The sequence below is a fragment of the Bacteroidota bacterium genome (genome assembly GCA_016195025.1).
Classification (GTDB): Bacteria; Bacteroidota; Bacteroidia; order Palsa-948; family Palsa-948; genus Palsa-948.
Map to the genome: position 1 here is coordinate 1 of JACQAL010000048.1, position 25,571 is coordinate 25,571.

Genomic DNA, 25,571 nt, shown 5'->3' on the forward strand with positions numbered 1-25,571 from the left:
AGTTTGGATGTCTTTGGCTACGATCGGTTATCAAACGAATCAAACGCTCTATCAAGTAAAAACAGGATTGTTTAAACAGTTCCTTGTGCAACAACTCAGAACACCACTAACTCATTTTCACTAATCTTGCGAAAGTCCTACGTATTTTAAAGATTGAATGGAAGTCGTCTCCTGAAATGGCTGTGATGCCACTTAGAGATGATGCCTGAACAGGAGTGTTTCTTTGAATTGCAGTTCCATCGCCCAATTGTCCATAAGCATTTTGCCCACAACCCCAGACCGTGCTGTCATCTTTAAGGAATAGGGAAGCATGCCCTGCGCCTTCAACTGCGATTATATTCCCTGCTCCCCAAGTTGAGCTTACCTGAACAGGTATGTATTTACCAGTAGTTGTTCCATCACCTAATTCTCCAAGTCCATTATATCCGCAAGCCCAAACCATACCATCACTTTTCAGGAAAAGACAATGAAAACCGCCTCTTGCTGAAATAGCAATAATTCCGCTAAGCGATGTTATTTGTACTGGCATAGGATGCGCGTTATTATCCGATGTTCCTAATCCTAATTCTCCCCACATATTGTCTCCACAAATCCATACAGTACTATCACTTTTTAAAAAAATAGAGGCAAACATCCCCGAAATACTAATTATGCCACTTAAGGAAGGTATCTTTACAGGAGTATTTCTTTGAATCGTTGTTCCATCACCTAATTCTCCAAGTTGATTAATACCACAAGCCCATACAGTACTATCACTTTTTAGAAAAAGAGAATAATTTCTCCCTGCGGAAATGGCGATAATGCCTGTCAGTCCAATTACCTGAACAGGAATATTTTTTGAAATAGTTGTTCCATCACCTAATTGTCCAGATGTATTATCACCACATGCCCAAACAGTACTGTCATTCTTAAGAAAAAGAGAATGATTAGTCGATGCCGAAACAGCAATAATATTTGTTAATCCACTTACTAAAACAGGAAGAGAAGCATTACCATATGCACCATTACCCAATTGCCCTGCATTATTACTTCCACACGACATTGCCTTTCCTTCACTACAAGCAAAAAGAGAATAATATTCCCCTGCTGAAATAGATTGGGCAGTTGTCTTGTAGACGATACTTAAACTAAGAACTGCTGCCAAGCCGAGTAAAACTTTTTTCATTGTCTTTGACTCACCCCTCTTTCCCCTCTCTACGCGTAGAGAGGGGATGAAAGGGGAGAGTTATTTATCGGTGATTATTAATTTACCTGTTGTAATGACCTCACTTGTCCCTTGTCCCTTGTCCTCTGTTACTTTATAAAAATAAATTCCGCATGGTAAACCATCGCGGGTGATTGTGAGATTCCTCGCTCCGCTCGGAATGACACTTTGTGTCACCTCTTGCCCGTAGCAGTTGTAAACGGTGAGAGTTGCGTTGTGTAATGGAGTATTTGTTTGCAAAGTTGCCTGCGTAGAGAAGGGGTTTGGGGAAATTGAAAATTCTGTTTCCATATTTATTTGTAATATCCCAGCGCAAGAGTTAACTGTAACTGTTACAGTTCCCGTAGTAGCTGATGCGCCATTCGACAGATAGCAGCTATAAATAATGGTGGTAGTGGGGCTTGCAACAGGATTTGATATGTTTGGATTGTTCAAACTTCCGGCAGGGGACCATACATAGGAAAAAGGTCCAGGGTCGTTAGTACAAATTGCAGTGATAGTTGTTGACTGTCCGTTACAAATAGTAACATCTGGAGACATAGTAACAGCAAGAGACGGAGACATTATAGCTTGAGGTGACTTTGTTTGCCCCTGCACAACTGTCAGCGCGAGAACTGCTGCCGAAACGAGTAAAACTTTTTTCATTGTCTTTGACTCACCCCTCTTTCCCCTCTCTACGCGTAGAGAGGGGATGAAAGGGGAGAGTTATTTATCAGTGATTATTAATTTGCCTGTTGCAATGGCCTCACTTGCCCCTTGCCCCTTGTCCTCTGTTACTTTATAAAAATAAATTCCGCTTGGTAAACCATCGCGGGTGATTGTGAGATTCCTCTGACCTACGGTCGCCCCGCTTTGCGGGGTGCTCGGAATGACACTTTGTGTCACCTCCTGCCCGTAGCAATTGTAAAGCGTGAGAGTTGCGTTGTGTAATGGATTTTCTGATTGCAAAACTGTCTGTGTGGAAAAAGGATTGGGAGAAATAGTAATCGCTCTTTGCTCGAATAATTGTGAAACATTATTAGGACAACTTACAAAAGCAGAATCAACATATATACATAGATTATTATCAGTTATTGTTAAAGTATACATACCTATTGCAAGACCAGTGGCAGTTTGAGTTATTTGCGCTGTTGGATTCCATGAATAAGCATAAGGAAATGTACCGCCTGAAATATTTGCTGTTACACTGCCATCGCTTGAAGTGCATAATGAAGCATTTGTAATTGTCATGCTTGTAGTTAGAGCAGTTGGCTGTACGATGGTTGCTGTTGTGATTGTTGCACAAGAGAGGGAATCAGTTACGGTTACAGTATAACTTCCTGCACTGAGTCCAGTAATTGATGAAGTCGTTTCTCCAGTACTCCATAAATAAGAATAAGGTGGAATTCCGTTTGATGCATTTATAAGAGCACTTCCGTCATTTCCTCCGTTACAATTTATATTTGTTGTAGATAAACTTGCAGAAGAAGGACACCATTCCCAAAAATCCTGTTTGAAATTAAAACTAAGAGTACTGCCATCATTTCCTGTTCCTATGTATCCTTTGTTACCTATTGAAAAACCAACAGCATAGTGTCTTGCTGTTCCATCAAAGATTGTTTTTTGCGTCCATGCATTTGTTACTTGATCCCATTCCCAAAAATCTTTTTTATTAGCTCCATCATATCCTGTTGCGATATATCCTTTTAGACCGATAGAAAATCCAATGGCTTGGTATCGTGCTGTTCCGGCAAACTGGGCTTTCTGAATCCATGTGTTGCTTGATGGGTCGTATTCCCAAAAATCATTTTTATATATTGGAAATTGCTGTCCTGTACCAATGTATCCTTTTGTGCCAATGGAAAAGCCAACGGCATTCTGTCTTGCCGTTCCACTAAAGTTTGCTTTTTGTGTCCATACATTCGTTGCCTGATTCCATTCCCAGAAATCTGAGCGCAACGAATCAACATCACGCCCTGTTCCAACATATCCCTTTGTGCCGATTGAAAAACCGATTGCACTGCCTCGTGCTGTTCCCCCAAAATTTGCTTTTTGTGTCCACACATTTGTTGCCTGATTCCATTCCCAGAAATCCTGCTTATAAGTACCATCTACTCCTGTTCCTATATATCCTTTAGTGCCTATGGAAAAAGCAACTGCGTATCTTCTTGCCGATACAAAGTTTGCCTTCTGTGTCCACGTATTGTTTGCCTGATCCCATTCCCAAAATGTCTGCGTGTCGGCATTGTTATTATCATTTCCTGTTCCTACGTACCCTTTTGTACCTATGGAAAATCCAGTAGCATATTGTCTTGCCGTTCCACCAAAGTTTGCTTTTTGTGTCCACGCACCTTGAACTTTTGCAATTCCACAAAGAGCAATTAATAAGATGAGTAAAACTTTTTTCATTGTCTTTGACTCACCCCTCTTTCCCCTCTCTACGCGTAGAGAGGGGATGAAAGGGGAGAGTTACTTATCAGTGATTACTAATTTGCCTGTTGCAATGGCCTCACTTGCCCCTTGCCCCTTGTCCTCTGTTACTTTATAAAAATAAATTCCGCTTGGTAAACCATCGCGGGTGATTGTAAGATTCCTCGCTCCGCTCGGAATGACACTTTGTGTCACCTCCTGCCCGTAGCAGTTGTAAACCGTGAGAGTTGCGTTGTGTAATGGAGTATTTGTTTGCAAAGTTGTTGAAGTGGAGAAGGGGTTGGGAGAAACAGAAAAACTTTTTTGACTACCGTAGTTGTTTACTCCGGCAGGAGGATTTCCTCCCTGAGAAGTTTTCAAAGACGCCCTGCAACTATTTATTGCATTCCACATGACTGCTTTTTGTCCGGCTGTAAAAAAGCATTTCAATGCATCGTCCGCGTAAGTCATGTAATTTGTGCAAAGCGCAACCTGTGTCAGCCCGCTGCATGTATCCATAGAAGAAGAACATGAACCATCTGATGTATATGTATCGGGTATTCCATCCACATCAATTGCACACGCATTTCCAACCGTATATACTAATCCGAACCAATGCCCCAATTCGGAACTTGCAGTTTTTCCTAAGTTATAAGGCGGACAAGTTCCGTTCACCGTGCAGTAATGAATAACCAAAGCATCGGTGCTTGCAGTTGCACAGGGAAACTGCGAATAACCAATCAGCCCGCCTGCAAGATTGCAAACATAAATATTCAAATAACTGTCTCTATCCCAAATATCATCGCCACCTGTTGCGGAAGACATTACTTTATTATCGCTTGTAAAGGATACAGCGGTTGTTTGCTTATGAATAATTCCATTCGTAGGGTTTCCATTGGGGTCTTGCTGCGCAAGCATAAACTGAATATTTGTATTTGCGGCCGGGGTGTATGTATTTGCACAAGTTGTGTCGCTGTAATCATAATTAAGAGTTTGCAACTGCTGAAGAATTGTGGGGTCAGAAACATTTTGCCCAGCGCTATTGTAAATTACATGAAACACCGTTGGAACAACGAGCGTTTGAGAAAATGATTTGCAAAAAATTGCAATCAGAGAGAGAGTAAATATTTTTTTCATTGTTGTTTATTTATCAGTGATTATTAATTTGCCTGTTGCAATGACCTCATTTGCCCCTTGCCCCTTGTCCTCTGTTACTTTATAAAAATAAATTCCGCTTGCAAGATTGCCGCGCTCAATGACGACTGATGACTGATGACTGATGACTACTGACTTTACCTCCTGCCCGTAGCAGTTGTAAACCGTGAGAGTTGCGTTGTGTAATGGAGTATTTGTTTGCAAAGTTGTTGAAGTGGAGAAGGGGTTGGGGAAAAGAGAAACTGTCTGCTGATAATTATTTTCATTAACTCCAATAATAAACCCACAACCGCCATTGTCAATGCTGTCATTATAGGTGGATTCTATATGTGTTGTATCATAAACCGCAGTCACATGAATGTAAAACATTCCCCAATTGTAATTCGTGAATCCTATGTATGTTGTGTCTGGATTTCCAATGCAAGGATCATAATAAAAACCTGTCTGCTTAGTAAAAATATAAAGATTGGTATCTCTGTACACTTTATACCCCACTAAAGTATCTGTTTTTATAGAATCGGGAGGAGACCAAGAAAGACCCCAACAATTCCATCCTGGAGGATATTGATACTGACAACTGAATTGTAAATTTTTAATTGGATTAATCTGCCCATGCACAACTGTCAGCGCGAGAACTGCTGCCGAAACGAGTAAAACTTTTTTCATTGTGTGTTTTTATGACTCACCCCTCTTTCCCCTCTCTACGCGTAGAGAGGGGATGAAAGGGGAGAGTTATTTATCAGTGATTATTAATTTACCTGTTGCAATGACCTCACTTGCCCCTTGCCCCTTGTCCTCTGTTACTTTATAAAAATAAATTCCGCTTGGTAAACCATCGCGGGTGATTGTCAGATTCCTCGCTCCGCTCGGAATGACACTTTGTGTCACCTCCTGCCCGAAAGAATTGTAAATGGTGAGAGTTGCGTTGTGTAAAGGAATATCTGTTTGCAAAGTTGCCTGTGTGGAAAAGGGATTTGGGTAAATAGAAATACTATTTTCTCCTAAATATTCTTGTGTGGATGAAACGGAGCATGGAATTGTTACCTGCGTTGGTGAAGGATGAGGGGAATTATTTTGTATGCCGATACCCAATTGTCCATTGTCTGCAAGACCGCAGGCCCAAACTGTTCCATTATTTTTCACAAAAAAAGATTGATAGGAAGAACCCCCAGCTGCTATAGAGAGGATATTTGAAAGAGAATTTATTTGTACAGGAATAGATTTATTGACGGTAGTACCATCACCCAATTCTCCATCTAAATTGTATCCGCAAGCCCAAACTGTTCCATTATTTTTTAGAAAAAGAGAATGTTCGCCCCCTGCTGCTATTGAAATAATGCCTAAGAGAGAAGATATTTGAACAGGAGTCAATTTACTTATTGTAGTGCCATCGCCTAATTGTCCGGAACTATTCAGGCCACAAGCCCAAACCGTTCCGTTACTTTTGAGAAAAAGAGAATGCTCGCCCCCTGCTGCTATTGCAATAATGCCTGAGAGAGAAGGTATCTGTACAGGAGTACTTTTAAAAATTGTTGTTCCATCGCCCAATTGTCCATAACTATTCAAACCAAATGACCAAACTGTTCCATTGCTTTCAAGAAAAAGAGAGAAGTCATCTCCTGCTGATACAGCTACTATTTTGGGAAGCCCATTAACTTGAATAGGAATAGTATCGAAAATGGGTCCGCAAGCCCACACCGTACTGTCATTCTTCAAAAAAACAGATTCATTAGCACATATAGATATAGCGGAAATTGCTGTAATGTTTACCTGCACGAGTAAACAAGTGGTATCAGTGTTTCCATCGCCTAATTGTCCATTTTGATTTTGCCCGCAAGCCCAGGCAGTTCCATCGCTCTTTAAGAAAACAGAATGGTCGTCTCCCGCCCCAACAGAAATAATTCCTGTAAGAGAATTAATAATCAGAGGGCTTGATGTGTTTCCACTACTGCACCCGTTGCCTAAATCTCCAGAGAAATTTCCTCCGCACGACCATGCGGTGGAATCTTTACAGACAAAAAGAGAATGATTATGTCCGCCAGCAATGAATTGTGCATTTGTCTGCCCGTGCGCAACCATCACCGTGAAAACAATTATCAGAGCGAGTAAAACTTTTTTCATTTCCTAAAAATCAGTTTTTCAATTATGTGTAAAATAAATCTGAACAACAAAAGTAAAAATTTATTTCGTAAAAGCAAATGAAGGAGCGGAAGTTTTCAACTCTATGTAAGGATTTGCGCTCCTTGCCGTGAGAAGGAAGAAAAACCAAGACCTTCAAGGTTTTAGAAACCTTGAAGGTCTTTCTTTTTATGCGACAATTTTGTACATTCTCACCGCACCCCAAAAAATAATGTCAGAAACTGACATGGCTTTTGTCATTTTATTTTTTTTCATTTACAATGTTCTTTTCAAACACACGCCATGCAGGAAAAATTTTCTCTCAAAAAATACTGGCTCAAACAACTGAATGCAGCGCTTGATAAAAGAAAACTAACGCCCGAAAAAATAGCTGTACTGCTCAAAGAAAATAAAAGCAACATCAGCAATGCGCTCACTGGCAAACGGTATTTTGCACCTGATAAAGCATATGAATGGTGCCTCAAACTTGCCATTCCGCCTCACGAAGTTTTTAATCTGCCCCTTCCGCAGCCCGTAACTGAAAAGCGCGTGTATGCGGGCGCTGAATTAACAACAACTAATGAAGCATCCATTCTTGATTGAAACAAAAATAATCAGCATGCCCATGAGAGTTGCCACCGGAGAGATGATTGCCGCCTCAATCAATAGTATACCGAAACAACTCGGCTTTGCGAACGGAGGGATAAGGGACAGGGGACAGGGGACGGGTGAATTTCCCTTGCCGCTTGCCCCATGTCCCTTGTCCCATTTTCGGATTCCCGACTACCGATGGTATAAAGACACATTGGTTAAGATTGCGGTTGCTTCCATCCTGACTAAAGTAACTTCAATTATAATTATGGTTGCTTCAATTAAGACCAAAGTCACTTCCATTGATATTGCGGTTGCTTCCATCTTGACTAAAGTAACTTCAATTAAGAGTATGGTTGCTTCAATTAAGACCAAAGTCACTTCCATTGAGATTATGGTTGCTTCCATCTTAACCAAAGTCACTTCAATTAAAATTGCGGTTGCTTCCGTCAAGAGTATAATTGCTTCTATCTTGACTAATGTTACTTTAATTAAGATTGAAGACACCTTCTTCCCGATTAAAGACAATTTTCGTTACTGTTCGGGTAACATAATGCAAACAATGCGAACGTATGCGAATACCGCGAATAAACAACATTCGATTCCTTAATCCTTAATCCTTAATCCTTCATTAATCATGGCAAACAAAAAAACACCCAAAACCGTAGTAGTGCTTCCGCTGGAAGCAACCACCCACACCAGTGATTTCATTACCGATGCGCAGAACATTCACGATTTGCTGCTGAACAATGCTAACTTTCCCACCCTTCAGAATGACCTTCCGCAACTGCAGGCGGATATCAACCTGCTCACTGCCGATGAAGGCGATGTGCTCAAGCGCAAACCGGGCGCAGCATCAGCCGCCAATGAAAAGAAATTGGAAATTTATAATCAATTAGACGGCATGCGCGCAACTGTTCAAAGGGTGGTGAACCTTCCGGCAAACGTTGCCAACGCGGCTGCCATGGTGCAGGGCGCGGGCATGCTGGTGAAAGGCAAAGGAGGGCAAAAAGGAAAAGACAATCTTACCGTTCACAACGGAGATATGAGCGGCTCATGCGATTTAATTGCCAAAGCCGCTGCCAAAAAAGCCGCCTACCTCTGGCAGCAAAGCACTGATAACGTAAACTGGGTGTATTGCGACCCCATCTGCACGCTTGAAACAAAAAACACGGTGTTCAACCTTGCCGTGAAAACCGATTACTGGTTCCGCTTCCGCGCCATTCTGCCGGCAAAAGCAAGAAAGGTAAAAACGAGCAAGAAGTTAAAGAAAGAAAAAGCAGCCGATGCCGACTGGAGCCAGAGCGTGAAGATTACCGTGGTGTGAAATCAACGAAAAACGAAAAAGTACGAACGTACGAACTACGAAATTTTCTATTCTTCGTACTTCGAATGTTCGTGAATTTCTGTTCGCACCTCGTTGATTTTTTCTATGCTGTAATTAAAAATATTTTATTACTATTGTGCTCTGCTGACAAATTATTTATGAATGAAAAATTCTTCTTGCATAGTAAGTAGTATTTTTTTCTCTTTTCTTTTTTCTCTTTTCTCTCTTCTTGCCGCAGCGCAGTCATTAACTCCCAATGTGGTTGCTTCACAGGGCGATTATGTTACTTCCGCAGGCGGCTCTCTGTCATGGACATTGGGAGAAATATCAGGCGAAACTTATTCTTCCGCAACTAATTTTCTAACGCAGGGATTTCAGCAGCCCGACACTGTATATGTGACGGCTGTTTCAAATCCTGTAGAACAAACTATTTCTGTTTATCCGAATCCGGTTATTGATAACCTGATGATTAATTTTTCAGTTTCGGGAGAAAATTATTTTGCCGAAGTGTTTGACATGACCGGGCGAATGCTCACGCGAAAATATATTTCATCGGCTCAAACAAAAATTTCATTCAGTCCGTTTTCAGAAGGAATTTACCTGCTCACTATCAGCAATGCAGAAACTCATATTACATACTCTTTCAAAATACATAAGTTAAAATAACAGCAAATGAAAAAATTCTTTACCCTTTCAGTCATTGCAGTTGCACTATCTTCTGCTTCTGCACAAGCGCCACAATCTTTCAAATATCAGGCAGTGGCGCGCGATGCATCGGGAAATGAACTGGTAACTACTGCGCTCACAGTTCGCGCAACCATTCACGACATTAACCCAACCGGCACTATTCTTTATCAGGAAACATTTTCTGTTACCACCAATCAGTTCGGATTGTTTTCCGTTAACATAGGGCAGGGAGCCGTGGTGCAGGGAAATTTTTCAACCATCAATTGGGGAACAGGAGCAAAATACATGCAGCAGGAAGTTGATTTTGGAAGCGGATTTCAGAATATGGGAACTTCACAATTGCTCAGCGTTCCTTACGCATTATATTCTTCTAACGGAACACCGGGACCCACCGGAGCAACAGGTACAATGGGACCAGCAGGCGCCAATGGCGCAACCGGTGCAACGGGTCCGGCAGGTGCGAATGGAGCAACCGGTCCCACTGGTTCTGCCGGTGCAAATGGTGCAACAGGAGCGCAAGGTGCAACAGGTGCTGCAGGTGCAAATGGTGCAACGGGTCCTGCTGGAATAAATGGTACTAACGGAACGAACGGCACCAATGGAGCAACGGGTGCAACTGGTGCAGCAGGAACAAATGGAACTAATGGAGCAACTGGCGCCACAGGCGCAACCGGTCCTGCTGGAGCAAACGGTGCGACAGGTGCGACTGGAAGTGCGGGAGTAGTTACAGCAGTTTCACCACTCTCACTTTCAACGGGAACAATTTCAATTACAAGCCCGTTGCCTATTGCAAACGGAGGAACAAATAATGGAAGTTTAGGAGTAACCAGCGGTGGAATAATTTATGCCGATGGTTCTAAACTTATGAATAACGGTGCAGGCGTTTTTGGTAATGTGCTCACATCTGGCGGTGCGGGTGCGCCTGTTTGGTCTTCCACTTCAGGGCTTGTGAGGTGGGATCAGATTGCCGCTCCCACAGCAAATCTTTCTCTTGCACATGGCGCAAATACCACCGCATTCACATTTAATTCTGTTACTTCTGCCAATGCATTTGCTTTATCTTCCAGTTCACTCACATCAGGTACATTGCTCAACTTGTCTTCCGCTTCAACAGCGGGTACAGGAAGCGGTTCATCAACGGTGCTTAACATATCAAGGTCAGGCGCTAATGCAAACGCATCGCATACTGCTTACGGACTTTACAGTTCAGTTATAAATACAGGATCGCCAAACTGGAACTATGGCGGATATTTTAATGCTTCTGGTGCAAGCAATATGAATTATGGGGTATACGGAAATTCTACAGGTGGAACAGGCACCAACTATGGAGGATATTTTAATGCAGGCAGTTCTGCATCGAATTATGGTGTTGCTGCATATACAACTGGTAGCGGTGCTAATGATAATGCATCTGTGGGTATAAACCAATCAACAGGAGCGGGAGGCAGTCAATATGGTCTATATGGAGGCAAGTATGGTAATATCGTAACAGGTAGCGGTTACGCAGTATATGGAAATGCTATTGGTACAGGAACTACCAACTACGGTGGTTATTTTTCCGCATCGGGTGCCACCAATAATTATGGTATTTATTCGTCATCGGTAAATAGTCCAGGCACTGGATATGGTGGAGAATTTCATGGCGGCTATATAGGAGTAAATGGTGTTGCCGATGCAAGCACGTATACTTCTACAGCAATTGGTGTTTACGGCAGCGCAAATGGAACTGCAGGTAGCCGCTATGGAGTATATGGATCAGCAGCCAATGCAGGTCCGGCAGTAAATTATGGTGTTTTTGGTTATGCTGCGGGGGCAACTACTAACTGGGCAGGATATTTTTTAGGAAATGTCCGAGTAAGCGGAGGGAGTGTCGGCATTGGAATAGACCCTTCTTTCCCACTTGATGTTAACGGAACTGCCACTACCAGTTATACTAATTATGGGTATCTCACTACGGGAGGTGCAGGAAATAATACAGGTTCATCCGGTTCAGTGAGTGTGTCTATCAGGGCATCTGGCAGAATTATTTGCTCTGAAATTGATGCAACCTCCGATGCCCGCATTAAAAAAGTTATTGGCGTTTCAAATAACGCAAATGATTTGAATACTTTGCTCGGCATCCGCATTAAGGATTATAAATTCATTGACACCATAGGAAAAGATAACCGCATTCACAAAAAACTAATAGCGCAGGAATTGGAAACCGTGTATCCCACTGCCGTAAGCAAAATAAAAGACGAAGTGCCTGATATTTTCAGAATAGCCGAAATCAAAGGAGGAATTGTCACTGTGCCGAATAATCTCAAAGCCGGAGAAAAAGTAAAACTGATTTTTGACAAGCGCACCGAGATTGCAGAAGTATTGAAAGCAGATGCAAACAGTTTTAAAGTAAATCTTGCTGACGAAGGAAAAGTGTTTGTGTACGGAAGGCAGGTGAATGATTTCCGCGTGGTAGATTACGAAGCGCTTAGCACATTAAGCATTTCTGCCATTCAGGAATTAAGCAGGCAATTGAATGAAACAAAAAATGAACTTAATGCATACAAACAAATTGTAAGCAAAGAGGAATTTGAAAAACTAAAAGCAGAGATTGAAAAACTAAACACTGTTACAGGAATAAAAGCAGAAGCGAAAAAGTAATTCATTCATTTTATAAGCCAGAGCGTGAAGATTACCGTAGTGTGAAATCTACGAAACACGAAAAAGTACGAACGTACGAAACAAACAGCCAATAATACACATTTCGTATTTTTCGTATAGTAGACCTCTTTCATAATTCAATTTTTTGCCACAAAGGCACGAAGGCACGAAGAAATACACACAAAAAATACAGGGCTGTTCTTGGTGAATCTTGGTGACTTTGTGTTTTAGTGGCAAGTTGTTTTTTCTTTTCTGAAATGAATTATGAAAGAAGTCTAGTTTCGTTTTTTGTTTCATCCCGATTTATCGCGGACGAAGATTCGAAACGATTCGTTATCCGTACCCGTTAAAAACTTTTTCACTAATTCCTTTCTCTGTTCAATTCATTTGCATACCTTTATGCTTTCCATCGCCAGTAATATTTTTGTTGTTTAATTTTTATGCATGCTCAGAAAAATTTTCATAGCGGCATTTGTTTTTATTTTTTGCTCTGCTGATTTGTTTTCGCAGGCGGGAGAAGAATTTTCTTCGGCAGATGCCGACCCGCTCGATGGAATTTCGTATTACCGCCTGCGTGAAATTGATGTTGACGGCAAAGAAACTTTTTCGCAACTGGTGGCGGTAAATGTTACCGATGAAAACGCGCTTGCCATTGAAAATATTTTTTCAGGCGATGGAATCACCTACCTCACTGTTGACTGCAATTGCAAAAACGGTTTCGTGACGGAAATCATGGATATGACCGGCAAAAAAATTTACCTGCATACAACCGGGCAAGCCGCATCGCAAACAGAAATCAGGATTAACTCTGAAAATTTTGCGCAGGGAATTTATCTCGTGAAAGTAAGCAACGGCTATAAAACACGCACACGGAAATTCGTAATTCATAATTAACCATACATTTGCCGCATGAAAAAAAATCTATTCTCCCTCTTCACCGCCACCATTTTTTATTTCACTTCCAACGCGCAAACTTTCTGGACAGAAGATTTCGGAACGGGCTGCAACCAAAACCTGGCAGTAACTTCTTATACGGGTGTCAACGGAGCATGGACCATGTTAAACTCCGGTCCCGCCACTCAATGCGGAGGCAACACCACCCCCAACGAATGGTTTGTGAGCGCCATGGAAGCGGGTGCAGGCGCAGGCAATTGTGAAAAATCATGCAGTCCTTTTATTATTAACCGCACGCTTCATGTAGGAAATATTCCCTCTTCGCCCAATGCAAGCATTTTTTGCCCGGCAGGCGATTGTGGCGCTGCTTACGATGCTGGCGGCAACTGCGCATTGCTTTCAACGCCTCCTTCCACTCAAACAGATAAAAGAGCGGAATCGCCCGTCATTAACTGTACCGGAAAATCAACTATCACGCTTGCGTTTAACTACATTGAAAACGGAGACGGCATAAACGATGACGCCACGCTCTGGTATTTTGACGGAGCAAATTGGTCGCAACTCAGCAATCCTGCAAAAACTATTGTATGCGGAGGCAGCCAAAGCACATGGACTGCCTATTCCATTGCGCTTCCCACTACTGCAAATAATAATCCGAATGTAAAAATCGGCTTCCGCTGGGTAAATGACGATGACGGAAACGGCACCGACCCTTCCTTTGCTGTGGATGATATCACTCTCTCTGTTGCTCCCAACGCGGTTTCTCAAACAGATTTCGCTTCTCAAATTATTATTTATCCCAACCCCTCCACTGGCATTTTTCAAGTACAAGTCGGCAACGGGCAGTTGGCAATTGGCAATGAATACAAAATAGAAATCTATAATGTAATGGGAGAAAAAGTGACACAAAGTGTCATTCCGAGTGGAGCGAGGAATCTCACCATTGATTTATCAAATCAGCCCAGCGGAATTTATTTCATTCAAGTAAAAACAACAGGAGGAATCGTGAACAAAAAAATAATCATCAACCATTAAAATCAATACAGAATGAAAAAACTTTTACTCCTATTTGTCATTGCGATGGGGCGTTTCGCTCCAGAAGCAATCTCACAAAACACATGGACACAAAAAGCAAATTTTGGCGGAACCGCGAGGCAAGGTGCTATTGGTTTTTCCATAGGTACTAAAGGATATATTGGGCTTGGAGGAGACGCTTCTATGACCGGATATTCAGATTTTTGGGAATGGGATCAATCTGCAAATACATGGACACAAAGAGCAAACTATCCCGGTGCGGGATTGGTTTCTGGAATAGGTTTTTCCATCGGCACCGCAGGATATGTTGGAACAGGGTATGTTAACCATAATGATTTTTGGAAATGGGACCAGGCATCAAACACATGGTCTCAGAAAGCAAATTTTGCCGGAGTTGGCAGATATAATGCCTGTGCTTTTTCAATCGGTACTAAAGGATATGTGGGCACTGGTTCATCAGGCGGTCCTCCTTACCTTAATGATTTTTGGGAATATGATCCTGCAACAGATTCATGGACACAAAAAACAAATTTCCCCATTAATGTTTCTGCGAGGGCAGCATTTTCAACGGGTGTAAAAGGATATATCTGCAACGGATGGGATTATTCCAATAATCTGGTATCGGTTTATGAATATGACCCATCGAACAATGCATGGACACAAAAAGCAAATTTTGGAGGCGCGAAAAGAAGCAATGATGATGGATTTTCATTTGCCGGTAAAGGATATGTTGGAACAGGAAGAGATGGCTCAATTTATTATTCTGATTTTTGGGAATATGATCCTATAGCAAACAGTTGGACTCAAAGAGCAAATTTTGGCGGAGTAGCAAGAGCGGCTACTGTTGGTTTTTCCATTGGCAGTAAAGGATATTACGGAACCGGATTAAACTCTTCCGGAAATTTGTTGCAGGATTTTTGGGAATACAGCGCTATAAATAATGGAGTGAATGAAATCAATCCTGATAATTTAATTTCCATCTATCCAAATCCATCAAACGGAAAATTCACTTTGAGTTCTGAAATAACAAAAGGAGAAATAATAATTTATAACGTGCAGGGAGAAAAAGTGACACAAAGTGTCATTCCGAGTGGAGCGAGCCTGCCTGCCGGACAGGCAGGGAATCTCACCATTGATTTATCAAATCAACCAAATGGAATTTATTTTCTCAAACTGATAACAAACACCGAAGAACAGTATCAGAAGATTGTGAAAATACAATAGACATTATTCAAAATAAGAAACTATGTGTATGTTGTCATTTCGACCGAAGGGAGAAATCTCCTCATTCAGGGGGAGATTTCTCACCCTCAAAGCAGGGTTCGAAATGACAAACCTCTATAAACATCTAATCTGAATATCCAGAACGGATGTGCTGCTGCCTGTTTTGCAAATACGTATGTAGGTCCTAACGGGGCATGGACGCAAACTCCTACTGGAACAAACGACCCCGAAGCCAATGCATGGTTTGTCAGCGGTGCTGAATGCGGCAATGCTGCCGGGCAATGCGGTTCCGTATGCGGAGCAACTGACCCTTCGCTGCACGTGGGAGCAAACGATGGAGGATGGTCGCCACAAGACCCGGGCGCTGCTTACAATGCCGGTGGGTTTTGCGGAACCTTTTTTTGCGTTACTGCCAACATGAGAATGGAATCACCTGTTATTAATTGCACAGGAAAATCTAACATTACAATTGCATTTAACTATATTGAAGATGGAGACGGAACAAATGATGATGCAACGCTGTGGTATTATAACGGAGCAACATGGGCGCAAATTGACCCGCTTGCTAAAACTCCCTTTGGCGCCTGCGCTCCCCAAGGCAAATGGACTGCATTTTCCATGCTTCTTCCTGCAAGCGCAAATAATAATGCGAATGTAAAAATTGGTTTTAACTGGACGAATAATGACGATGGCGCTGGCACCGACCCTTCCTTTGCCGTAGATGATATTACTCTTTCAGTAACAGGCGGCTCAGCACCTGTGGCAAATTTTTCTACCACCAATACCATTTGCGCGGGGCAGTGCATAAACTTCACCGACCTTAGCAGCAATGCTCCCACCAGTTGGAGTTGGAGTTTTACAGGAGCAACTCCTGCCGCTTCCGCTTCACAGAATCCAACTAACATTTGTTACAACACTGCAGGAACATATACCGCAACGCTCACCGCCACCAATGCAAACGGTTCAAGCAGCACATCGCAAACCATTACTGTGAATCCGCTTCCCACCGCAAACGCGGGAAGCAATGTTACAATATGCCAGGGGCAAAGTACAACGCTGAATGGAACAGGCGGAGGAACGTATGCATGGTCGCCCACAACTGCATTGAGCAATCCGAATATTTCAAACCCGGTTGCATCGCCAACCACCACTACAACTTATTCCGTAACCGTAACAAATTCCTGCGGCTCATCCACGGCTTCAGTGAATGTGTCGGTTAATCCTTTGCCAACTGCCACTGCAGGACCAAATTCAACTGTGTGTCCAAGTACAACAGTTACAATCACGGCAACAGGCGGAGGAACCTACGCATGGAACACGGGGCAAACCACCGCTTCTATATCTGTTGCGCCTTCGGCAACTGCATCCTATACCGTTACTGTTTCCAATGCCTGCGGTTCGAGTACCGCTTCGGCAACGGTTACAATTTCCAACACGCTTGTTACAACCATTGCAGGCAGCACAACAATATGTTCCGGTCAATCCGCCACGCTCACTGCCAACGGAGGAAATACTTTTTCGTGGAGCACCGGTGGAACAAACGCTTCGGTGATTGTTTCGCCCACCGCAACTTCTTCCTACACAGTTTATGCTTCGAGCGGAACCTGTGCCGATACCGTGGCGGCAACGGTTACGGTTACTTCTCCTCCCTCTCCAAGCATTGCGGGGAACACCACCATTTGTTCAGGGCAAAGCGCAACGCTCACTGCCAGCGGAGGAAATACGTATTCATGGATTCCCGTAGGGCAAACCACTTCTTCGGTAATTGTTTCTCCGACCGCCACCAGCACTTTCACGGTGATTGCTTCCATCGGCTCGTGCTCCAATACGGCAACCACTACTGTTACGGTGAATCCAACGCCAACCGCTTTCGGTTCAAACTTTACAATTTGCTCCGGCACAATGGCAACGCTTAATGGAGGTCTCGGTGGAAATTATTCCTGGAGCACGGGACAAACCACTTCTTCCATTATTGTTGCTCCGACAACTTCCACAAATTATACCGTGATTGTTTCCAATGGGGTTTGCACCGATACAGGAATTCATTCGGCAACCGTTATTCCAATTCCTGTAGCAAGTATTTCAGGAAGCACAACCATTTGCTCCGGACAAATGGCTACACTCACCGCAAGCGGAGGAGGAACTTATTCATGGAGTAATTCCTCCACTGCTTCAACTATATCAGTTACTCCAACTTCCACCACTACTTATTCTGTGATTGCGACCGTTTGGTTCTGTAGCGACACCACAAGCGCAACCGTTTTTGTTTCTCCACCGCCTGTTGCCATAGTTTCCGGAGGAACAACCATCTGTTCCGGCAATAATGCAACTCTTACTGCCAGCGGAGGAGGAACCTATTCGTGGAGCACCGGTTCAAATAATTCTTCCATCACGGTTTCTCCTGCTGTTACCACCACTTATTCAGTAATTGTTACCAATGCGGGCAACTGCACCGCATCCGCAACTGCCACCGTGAATGTAGATATTCCTGCTGCCAATGCGGGAAACAGCGTGAGCATTGTGCAGGGAAATTCTACTGCGCTCTCTGCTTCGGGAGGAGGAACGTATAGTTGGAATACGGGGGAAACTTCTGCAGGCATTTCGGTTTCTCCTTCGGCAACCACCGAGTATTGCGTGTATGTTGCCGATGCAAAAGGATGCACCGATTCCGCCTGCGTCACAGTGTATGTGGAAGCAAATTGTTCCAACCTCGGTGAACTTTATCTTCCGAATGCCTTTTCTCCCAATGGCGATGGGCAGAATGATTCGCTGCTGGTGTACTATGGAAATTATCTCTGCATAAAAACACTGAGCATTACCATTTACAACCGCTGGGGAGAAAAAGTATTTCACTCGGATGACCCGCTATTCAGATGGGATGGCGCTGCGAAAGGAAATAAACTTGACAGCGGGGCGTATACCTATTATTTGAATGCCACGCTGAATGATAATACTGAAATCCACCGGAAGGGAACTGTGAATCTTATGAGATAAACTCCCGAAAAACTCTCCCGTTCTTAAAATATTCTTACTTTCTTCTTCGTCTGTTCCTCTCAGAACGTATGGAACGGATTTTGTTTTTCACCAACCGTGCTACCGCTTTTTCCTTTTGTATCTGTATCTAAAGAAGAGGAAGCAGATTTTGGTTTGCGGCTCATTTTATAAGAGAGGGTGATTTCATGCGCTGCGGCTCTTCCCGCCACTGCGTTAAGTGTTGAAGTCACCGCATCATAACTGTATCCGAAAGTGAACATTTTATGTTCAACTCCCACCATGAACGCAATGGCATCGCTGCGCCTGTACCATGCGCCAATGACAGCTTTCATATTCTCGTTCAGGTTGTAATCAACGCTTACGCCTGCCGACATTTCGGTGTTGCCTGCCTGCTGCGTCATTCTCACATTAGGAGATACATCCACTTTTTTCTCTCCGAGAATTTTTACTCCTCCGATATACGTCATGCGCACAGGCAGCGTTCCTTTTACTCCTGTGAACGATTGATTGGGTTTGTTCAGATGAAATCCGGATACTCCCGCGAAGGCATTTAGTTTTGATTTATCGCGCGAAGGATTCATGTACCACACCAACCCGAAACCAACATCGGGATAACTTGCTTTGTTGTTCAGCACAACTTCGTTGGACGGATTGGATGAACTGTATGAACCCAGCACATATTGGCTTTCATAAGTCAGGTTGTTTGCGTCTAATGATTTCTGACCAATCCCTCCCATCAGCGCCAGGCATAAATTCTGGTCTGCGGCAATTTCTCTGTTGTAATCAACAGCAAGTGCAAGGTCGGTGGTTTTGAATGCGCCTGCTTTGTCGTTGATTGCGCTCACTCCGACATCTAATTTTCCACCGCTCTTCATGTACAGAGGATACATTCCTGAAAAGTACATAGTGGTGAATCCTTTTTCAATGCTGCTCCACTGCGTGCGGTAGCCGAGCCCTGCTCTTAAATCTGAATTTGCTCCCATGATGGCGGGGTTCAACCGCAGGGGGTTTGCGTATGCTTGCGTGAAACGATAATCCTGAGATTTCACAAGGCAGATGGCAGATGGCAGATGGCAGATGGCAAGAAATACAATTAGTTTTTTCATTGGAAGATATTTTTTGTTTTTAATTTTGTTTTTTTTCTTTTCCCCCTTTAGGGCAGGGGCTTTTTATTTTTATCGTATAAGATTAATCAGGCCTGAGGTGTTAATTACATCTCCGTTTGTAAGGGTTCCTTTCACATAATACACATACGCTCCTTCAGGAAGTTCCTGCCCGCCAATCTGCCGCCTGCCGTCCCATCCTACTTTTATATCTTTTGTTGACCAGACAAGTTCTCCCCATCGGTTGTAAATTCCAAATTCAAAACCATCTATCCCTTCTCCGTGCGCGAAGAGAACATCATTTTGCATGTCTCCGTTAGGAGTGAAAGCAGTGGGCACCCAGAAGGTGGGTTCAATTACATAAATAGTTACCGAATCGGTATTCACGCAGCCGAAAACATCCATAACAGTTACAATATAGGTGGTGGTAACCGTTGGATTCGCTATCGGATTATAAATGCTGATATTACTTAATCCTGTTGCCGGGCTCCATGTATATTCAACGCCTCCGGTTGCGGTAAGTTGTGTGGACGAACCAACGGTGATAGTGTCGTTCGGTCCTGCTTCTGCATTAGGAAGTTCATGCACGGTTACTGTTATCTCATCCATTACGGGCCCGCATCCGGGACCGGTAACTGAAAGCGTATAGGTAGTAGTTGAATCCGGGCTCGCCATTGGATTGGGAGAAGTGGCGCTGCTTAAACCAACGCTTGGAGACCATGAATAATTTTGCCCGGTGATAAGCGCTGCGCCAATCTGAATGCTGTCGTATTCGCAAATCGCAACATCGGGTCCTGCAAGTGCGAAGAGAGGCGCAAGCATGGTTACAACAACAGAATCTGTATTCGTGCATCCGGTTGCTGTGTTTGTCACAGTCACAATATAATTTGTTGTGGGAGCAATGGGGCTTGCTACAGGATTTGCTATTGCCGGATTGTTCAATGTGCTTGCGGGAAACCAACTGTATGTATTTCCGGCAACGGGCGCGCTTCCGATTTGTACGGAATCATTGTTGCAGATGACGGTATCTTTTCCTGCATTGGCAAGCGGCAGCGCATTGATAAGCAATGTATCGGTTTTTGTTGCGGAACAGGTTCCATCGCTGATGGTGAGGGTAATGGTTTTTGTTCCTGCTGTTGAGTACATTATTCCATTTGGATTTTCATTACTGGATATCTGTGGCATTGCTCCTGCGCCAAACGACCAGCTGAATGTCCAGTTTCCCCCTGTGCTTCCCGTATTCATAAAGTTCACTGCGTTACCCACGCATTGCGGAGCAGTGGAATTGAAATTCACACTCGGAGTTTGATTGATGAGAATTGTTTGCATGCTTGTATCCGTACAGCTTCCCAGCGTGGTGACAAGCGTAACGGTTTGTAATCCTGCTATGCTGTAAATAACTCCCATCGGATTTTGCGCAGTGGAAGTGGCAGGCGCAGAACCGTTGCCAAAACTCCATGAGTACATTGCTCCGCTTGTGCCCGTATTCTGAAAGTTCACCGAATCGCCAGTGCACATCGGTGCGTTGGAAGTGAACGATGCCACCGGTGACGGATTCACGGTGATGGTTTGTGTTGCTACTCCCGAACAAGTGCCATCGCTGATAGTAAGCGTAATTGTTTTTGTTCCTGCCGTTGCATACAAAATGCCTGAAGGATTTTGTGCAGTAGATGTCTGAGGCATTGCTCCCACACCAAAATCCCAGAAGTAAGTCCATTGTCCGCCTGAACTTCCTGTATTCGTAAAGTTCACGCCTGTGTTGGCGCATTGTGGTGCGTTGGAAGTGAAGGTTACAGTGGGCGATTGATTAATGTTGATGGTTTTTGAAATGGTGGAAGTGCAGCCGGTGGCTGAATTAGTAATAGTAAGTGTAACGCTTTTTGTTCCGGCAGTAGAATAAATAATCCCGGTTGGATTCTGAAGGGTTGAAGTTGCAGGCGCTGCTCCGCTTCCGAAATTCCACGCCCATGTAACTCCGGCTGCAGTTCCGGTATTTGTGAAATCAACCGGCATGCCTGTGCATTGCGGGGCGGTGGAGGAAAAATTGGCAACGGGCGTTGCGCTGATGACGATAGTCGCAGTGTAAGTGCTTGGGCAGAATCCGTTGTTATCCACCGTGAGCGTAATGGTTTTTGTTCCCGATGTGGAATATATTACGCTGCTGGGATTTTGTGCCGATGAAAGCGCAGGCGTTGCGCCCGCACCAAAATCCCATGAATAATTCCAACCCGTTCCGGTCGTTCCTGTATAAGTGAAATTAACTTGCGAACCCACGCATTGCGGAGCATTGGAGGTGAATAAAGGAGCAGGAGTTTGAGCGATGTTGATGGTTTGCATGGCGGTTGCAGAGCAAGTTGAGGTTGTGCTCGTAGTGGTTAAAGTAACGCTCTTTGTTCCGGAAGTGGAATAAGTAATAGCCGTTGGATTCTGAAGGGTGGAAGTGGCAGGTGTTGCACCGCTTCCAAAGTTCCACAGCCAGGTTACGCTTGTTGCAGTACCTGTATTGGTAAAGTTAACATTCATTCCCGTGCAAGCCGGAGCGGTGGAACTGAAACTTGCCACAGGAGTTTGATTGATGGTGAGTGTTTGAGTGGCACTGGTAACGCATCCGAAATTATTAGTAATGGTTTGTGTTACTGTTTTTGTTCCCGCAGTGCTGTACATTATTCCAGTTGGGTTTTGAGCAGTGGAAGTTGCAGGCGAAGCACCAGCGCCAAAAGACCACGCATAAATTGTTCCCGCGCCCGTGCTTCCGGTATTAGTAAAGTCAACTGCGCTTCCCGTGCATTGCGGAGCAGTGGATGTAAACGATGCTGTCGGAGAAGGATTAATGGTAATGACCTGCGAATTGGTTATCACGCATCCGCCCGGAGTAGTAATAGTGAGTTTCACTGTTTTTGCTCCTGAAGTTGTATAAGATACTCCTGCAGGATTAGGAGATGTTGCCATTGCAAATGTTGCTACTGAACCGGAACCGAAATTCCACAGGTAACTGTAATTGCTGATTACCCAATCGGCATAAAAGTTCACTGCCTGCCCCACACAGGAAGGAGCCGTGGAGGTGAAGTTTGCATTCAGATTAATTACTTGTATGCCATACGCTTTCACTGTCTGCCCTTCAATGTTGCAAAAATTATCGCGCGCGGTAACGGTGAAGTAGTGAGGATAATTGAGGGCATCGGCAGGAGCAGGAGTCCAGCTGAAAGTGCCGGTGGGTCGGGTAAGAGAAGGACATCCGTTTGCTACTACAAAAGTAGAAGCAGGAATGGCTGCTGTGGCGGTAGAAGTCATGGTTACGCATTGCGCGGCATCGGCATCGGCAGCGCCTGTGGTGAAACTATAGGCGCAGCCCACCACCGCTGTATCAATATAAGTATTTGTTGCGTTAATTCCATTGAGGGTAGGCAGGTTGTCTGCTCCGGCAAGTACGCTTACCTGGATGTCGCGCTCCACGCTTCCAATCAAAATCCCATAACGGTATTCTTTTACTAAAATAGCCATGACGGTAACTTCGCCCGAAGCGGTTGGAAACATACATACATCGCCTGTGGTAGCGTTAAAGGTTACAGGAGGAGTAGAAGTGAGGGGCTGGGTGGGGGTGTAGGTGCCGGTATAGGTAACAGTATTGACAGGGTCTATCAAAGGTGTAATAAGTGAATACGCTACGGAATCACCGTCAATATCCACCGCTCCGTTGTTGAAGCAAAAGGTCTGACCGGTGTAAACAAAGGCAGCGGGGTCGTTGGCAAAGAAGGAGGCGTTATTGCCGGGAGTAATGGTGTTATTCAGGGTTGCATATACATACATTGCCATTGTGCCGGGAGAAACGATGGTGGTAATGGCGGCATTTCTGGCAGTTTGTGAAACAGAAAAGTTCCAGTCGGTTTGAGCGGAAGGTAATGTAACGCTGGCAGTATAAACCCATTTTTCTCTGCCAGGCGTTGCGCCTCCGCTGCAGGTGGTGGTGGCGGTGGGGCATACCGGAACCACATTTCCGTTATTTACTCCCGCTCCCGAAGTAACAGTGGCAGTAAAACTTGCATTTGCAGAAGTTATTACGATGGGAACAGTTGCCGGTGCAGGTATTCCGCTGCAATCGCGGTAAAAGGTGTAAGTAATGTTGTAGGTAAGCCCTGCAGTATGGGTATAAGTTATTTGACCTCCTGCCATGTGGCTTGCTTTTGCTTCATAAGAATGGAAGAGCGAAAAAGATGAAGCGAAGAATAAAAGGATAATTATTTTTTTCATGTTAAATGATTTATTAATACGTGTTTTTTATTGGGGACAATTATTTCTGGGTTTAGAAACAGCAGCATGATTTAAAGAGGGACAAAGGTAAAAAAAAAAGATATTGGAGAAATAATTTTTTACATGGCTCAGCGGTCGCTTTTACAACCGCTGGGGAGAAAAAGTGTTTCACTCGGATGACCCGCTATTCAGATGGAATGGAAGTGCGAAAGGAAATAAACTTGACAGCGGTGCGTATACCTATTATATGAATGCCACGCTGAATGACACTACGGAAATCAACCGGAAGGGAACGGTGAACCTTATGCGATAAAATCCTGTTCTTATAAAAAAATTCTCTTCAGGAAGATTTTCTCACGCATTGTTTTTTTTGAACCAGATAAAGATTGCCTCGCAAAGCATGCGATCCACTTCGTGGTTTTTGATTCTTTCACGCAGGAATGTTTCCAACTCCTGCATTTTTTTCTTTGCCTGTCCCGCTTCGCTCTTGTGCTGGTAAATTTCTGCCAGGCGGTGAATGATTTTTGCATGAACCGAAGTTGATTTATCGTGATAATGCCGCAGGTACGAGCGCTCGCGGCTCTGAAAAAGATTCACCGAATCAATTTCATAAATGCAAACGAGCGAAAGAATATGCGCGTCTTCGAGAATATCCTGGCGCATTCCTTTGTACACTTCCAGAATTTTTTCCAGCCAGCGGAAAGCGGGCTTGAATTCATTCAGCGCAAGGCACCGTAGCGCGAGATTGTAATACAAAATCATTTTTGATTCTCCGTCATACAGCGCATCAAACTCTCCGGCTGCTTCATTTATTTTAATCCGGCTGTTCGTGAAACGCTCCAGCGTGCGGTCGGTGAGCGCAAGGCGCGTTTCGGCTTCCAGATAATTGAGAAAGATGAATGACTGCTCAAAAAGATTTTGCGAAGCGTGTTTTTCGTGAACCATTTTTTCAAGTGTGTGAAACGCTTCTTTTGCTTTTTCCGTCTGCTTGTTTTCTTCCGCAAAAATGAAATACTGTTTGAAGCAGGCGATGTAAGAAATGGAATTTACTTTCTGATAGGAGTCAAGAAATTTAATGAGCGCCATTTGTTTTTCTGTGTGTTCGAGCGCTTTTTTATAATCGTGCGTGATGTGTTCGTGGTAAATAGCGTTCACCTGGTGAAAAATAATTTTTGCTTTTTTCGTGAGCGCGTTTTCTTCTTTGCGAAAAAGCGGAGAAGAAATAATTTCGTTTAGCGTAGATTCTGTTTCCTTATCCAGCCGCATACTCGAATTTTTTTTCAGCGCAGTCAGCAGATGATTCAGGTGATTGCTGTAACTGTTCAGGTTGAAAATTTTCCGGTGCACTGCATCTTCCTGCTGTTCTATTTTCTGCACTTCGCGGAAATATTCATCGTGGGTTTTTGCGCTGCGGTTGATGATGATTTTCCGCAGGGAACATAAAATGCCGAGGCGGTAAAGGTCTTCGTACTTTTCGGCAAGTTTCTGCGCTTTGTTCAAATAATAATGCGTGTACTGGTGAAGCCCTTTGAGAATAAAATTTTTTATGATGCGTATGTGGTTGCCGATGTTGATTTCGATTTCGCGCGAGTAATTGTAATCAATGAGGCAGCGGAGAATAAAATCAAAAAGATAACTGGTGCGGATAATTAATTTCTGCGTGGTGTTGAATTCAGGATAAGAAATAAAATCTTCTTTATCCGCTTCCGTTCTTTTCTTCAGCAGGTTAAAAAGTTTTAAATCAATTTTCCCCTTCCGCGATTTTTGTTTTTCAAGTTCAATGGAGATGTAGCGCTTCTCCGTTTTGGAAAGCGAATGAATGAGATGGTGGAGTTTGATGAGTCCTTTCATAATGAAATAAACTTTACAAATGTAATTATTTCAGAATGTTCAAGGTTTATTATTCAGATTATTGCCGCTCAATGATTTAATTGATTGTTTTTTATTTAGGAACTATATTTTT

General features: G+C 43.6%; 19 protein-coding genes. 10 read left to right on the plus strand and 9 right to left on the minus strand.

The genetic code is table 11. From position 1 onward, the window contains the following. Nucleotides 1-106 precede the first annotated feature (106 nt). From HY063_09755 to HY063_09780, 6 genes are all read right to left on the minus strand, one after another. On the minus strand, nucleotides 107-1,165 hold the full coding sequence (locus HY063_09755) for a hypothetical protein (protein MBI3502068.1): 1,059 nt from the start codon (nucleotides 1,163-1,165) through the stop codon (nucleotides 107-109). Between the two features lie 60 nt (nucleotides 1,166-1,225). Next, complete coding sequence (locus HY063_09760) at nucleotides 1,226-1,849, minus strand: T9SS type A sorting domain-containing protein (protein ID MBI3502069.1); 624 nt, start codon at nucleotides 1,847-1,849, stop codon at nucleotides 1,226-1,228. A 60-nt stretch (nucleotides 1,850-1,909) separates the two neighbouring features. Next, nucleotides 1,910-3,592 carry a T9SS type A sorting domain-containing protein gene (locus HY063_09765; GenBank protein ID MBI3502070.1) on the minus strand — a complete coding sequence of 561 codons (1,683 nt, stop codon included), beginning with the start codon at nucleotides 3,590-3,592 and terminating at the stop codon, nucleotides 1,910-1,912. A gap of 60 nt (nucleotides 3,593-3,652) precedes the next feature. After that, a complete protein-coding gene (locus HY063_09770) occupies nucleotides 3,653-4,729 on the minus strand; it encodes a T9SS type A sorting domain-containing protein (GenBank protein ID MBI3502071.1) in 1,077 nt (358 codons plus the stop codon). A gap of 6 nt (nucleotides 4,730-4,735) precedes the next feature. Further along, nucleotides 4,736-5,413 (minus strand): T9SS type A sorting domain-containing protein, encoded by a 678-nt coding sequence (locus HY063_09775; protein MBI3502072.1) that lies wholly within the window; start codon nucleotides 5,411-5,413, stop codon nucleotides 4,736-4,738. A gap of 66 nt (nucleotides 5,414-5,479) precedes the next feature. Next, the gene (locus HY063_09780; protein MBI3502073.1) at nucleotides 5,480-6,868 is read right to left on the minus strand and encodes a T9SS type A sorting domain-containing protein; all 1,389 of its coding nucleotides are present in this window, start codon (nucleotides 6,866-6,868) and stop codon (nucleotides 5,480-5,482) included. A 300-nt stretch (nucleotides 6,869-7,168) separates the two neighbouring features. Here HY063_09780 and HY063_09785 point away from each other — a divergent pair, with 300 nt between their 5' ends. The 9 genes from HY063_09785 (at nucleotide 7,169) to HY063_09825 (ending at nucleotide 18,257) form a co-directional block, all read left to right on the plus strand. After that, nucleotides 7,169-7,468 (plus strand): helix-turn-helix transcriptional regulator, encoded by a 300-nt coding sequence (locus HY063_09785; protein MBI3502074.1) that lies wholly within the window; start codon nucleotides 7,169-7,171, stop codon nucleotides 7,466-7,468. Continuing rightward, nucleotides 7,446-8,066 carry a hypothetical protein gene (locus HY063_09790; GenBank protein ID MBI3502075.1) on the plus strand — a complete coding sequence of 207 codons (621 nt, stop codon included), beginning with the start codon at nucleotides 7,446-7,448 and terminating at the stop codon, nucleotides 8,064-8,066. Before HY063_09785 ends, HY063_09790 begins: the two co-directional genes overlap by 23 nt. Before the next feature lie 27 nt (nucleotides 8,067-8,093). Continuing rightward, on the plus strand, nucleotides 8,094-8,783 hold the full coding sequence (locus HY063_09795; protein ID MBI3502076.1) for a hypothetical protein: 690 nt from the start codon (nucleotides 8,094-8,096) through the stop codon (nucleotides 8,781-8,783). A 162-nt stretch (nucleotides 8,784-8,945) separates the two neighbouring features. Continuing rightward, nucleotides 8,946-9,449: a T9SS type A sorting domain-containing protein gene (locus HY063_09800; GenBank protein ID MBI3502077.1), complete on the plus strand. Its 504-nt coding sequence runs from the start codon at nucleotides 8,946-8,948 to the stop codon at nucleotides 9,447-9,449. Between the two features lie 6 nt (nucleotides 9,450-9,455). Then, nucleotides 9,456-12,110 carry a tail fiber domain-containing protein gene (locus HY063_09805; protein MBI3502078.1) on the plus strand — a complete coding sequence of 885 codons (2,655 nt, stop codon included), beginning with the start codon at nucleotides 9,456-9,458 and terminating at the stop codon, nucleotides 12,108-12,110. Between the two features lie 444 nt (nucleotides 12,111-12,554). Further along, on the plus strand, nucleotides 12,555-13,004 hold the full coding sequence (locus HY063_09810; protein MBI3502079.1) for a T9SS type A sorting domain-containing protein: 450 nt from the start codon (nucleotides 12,555-12,557) through the stop codon (nucleotides 13,002-13,004). Between the two features lie 15 nt (nucleotides 13,005-13,019). Beyond that, nucleotides 13,020-14,039: a T9SS type A sorting domain-containing protein gene (locus tag HY063_09815; protein ID MBI3502080.1), complete on the plus strand. Its 1,020-nt coding sequence runs from the start codon at nucleotides 13,020-13,022 to the stop codon at nucleotides 14,037-14,039. Between the two features lie 12 nt (nucleotides 14,040-14,051). After that, on the plus strand, nucleotides 14,052-15,263 hold the full coding sequence (locus HY063_09820; protein ID MBI3502081.1) for a T9SS type A sorting domain-containing protein: 1,212 nt from the start codon (nucleotides 14,052-14,054) through the stop codon (nucleotides 15,261-15,263). A 321-nt stretch (nucleotides 15,264-15,584) separates the two neighbouring features. Further along, nucleotides 15,585-18,257 (plus strand): gliding motility-associated C-terminal domain-containing protein, encoded by a 2,673-nt coding sequence (locus tag HY063_09825; GenBank protein ID MBI3502082.1) that lies wholly within the window; start codon nucleotides 15,585-15,587, stop codon nucleotides 18,255-18,257. A 59-nt stretch (nucleotides 18,258-18,316) separates the two neighbouring features. On the opposite strand, the gene HY063_09830 is transcribed toward HY063_09825, so the two are convergent. Then, nucleotides 18,317-19,363, minus strand: a complete 1,047-nt coding sequence (locus HY063_09830) for a PorP/SprF family type IX secretion system membrane protein (protein MBI3502083.1) — start codon at nucleotides 19,361-19,363, stop codon at nucleotides 18,317-18,319. Between the two features lie 69 nt (nucleotides 19,364-19,432). Next, entirely contained in the window at nucleotides 19,433-23,608 is a 4,176-nt protein-coding gene (locus HY063_09835; GenBank protein MBI3502084.1) for a PKD domain-containing protein, read from the minus strand. Between the two features lie 163 nt (nucleotides 23,609-23,771). Between HY063_09835 and HY063_09840 the strand changes: the two genes are divergently transcribed. Then, a complete protein-coding gene (locus tag HY063_09840; protein MBI3502085.1) occupies nucleotides 23,772-23,921 on the plus strand; it encodes a hypothetical protein in 150 nt (49 codons plus the stop codon). Between the two features lie 41 nt (nucleotides 23,922-23,962). Here the strand turns inward: HY063_09840 and HY063_09845 are convergent, their stop codons facing one another. Continuing rightward, nucleotides 23,963-25,459 carry a hypothetical protein gene (locus HY063_09845; protein ID MBI3502086.1) on the minus strand — a complete coding sequence of 499 codons (1,497 nt, stop codon included), beginning with the start codon at nucleotides 25,457-25,459 and terminating at the stop codon, nucleotides 23,963-23,965. Nucleotides 25,460-25,571 lie beyond the last annotated feature (112 nt).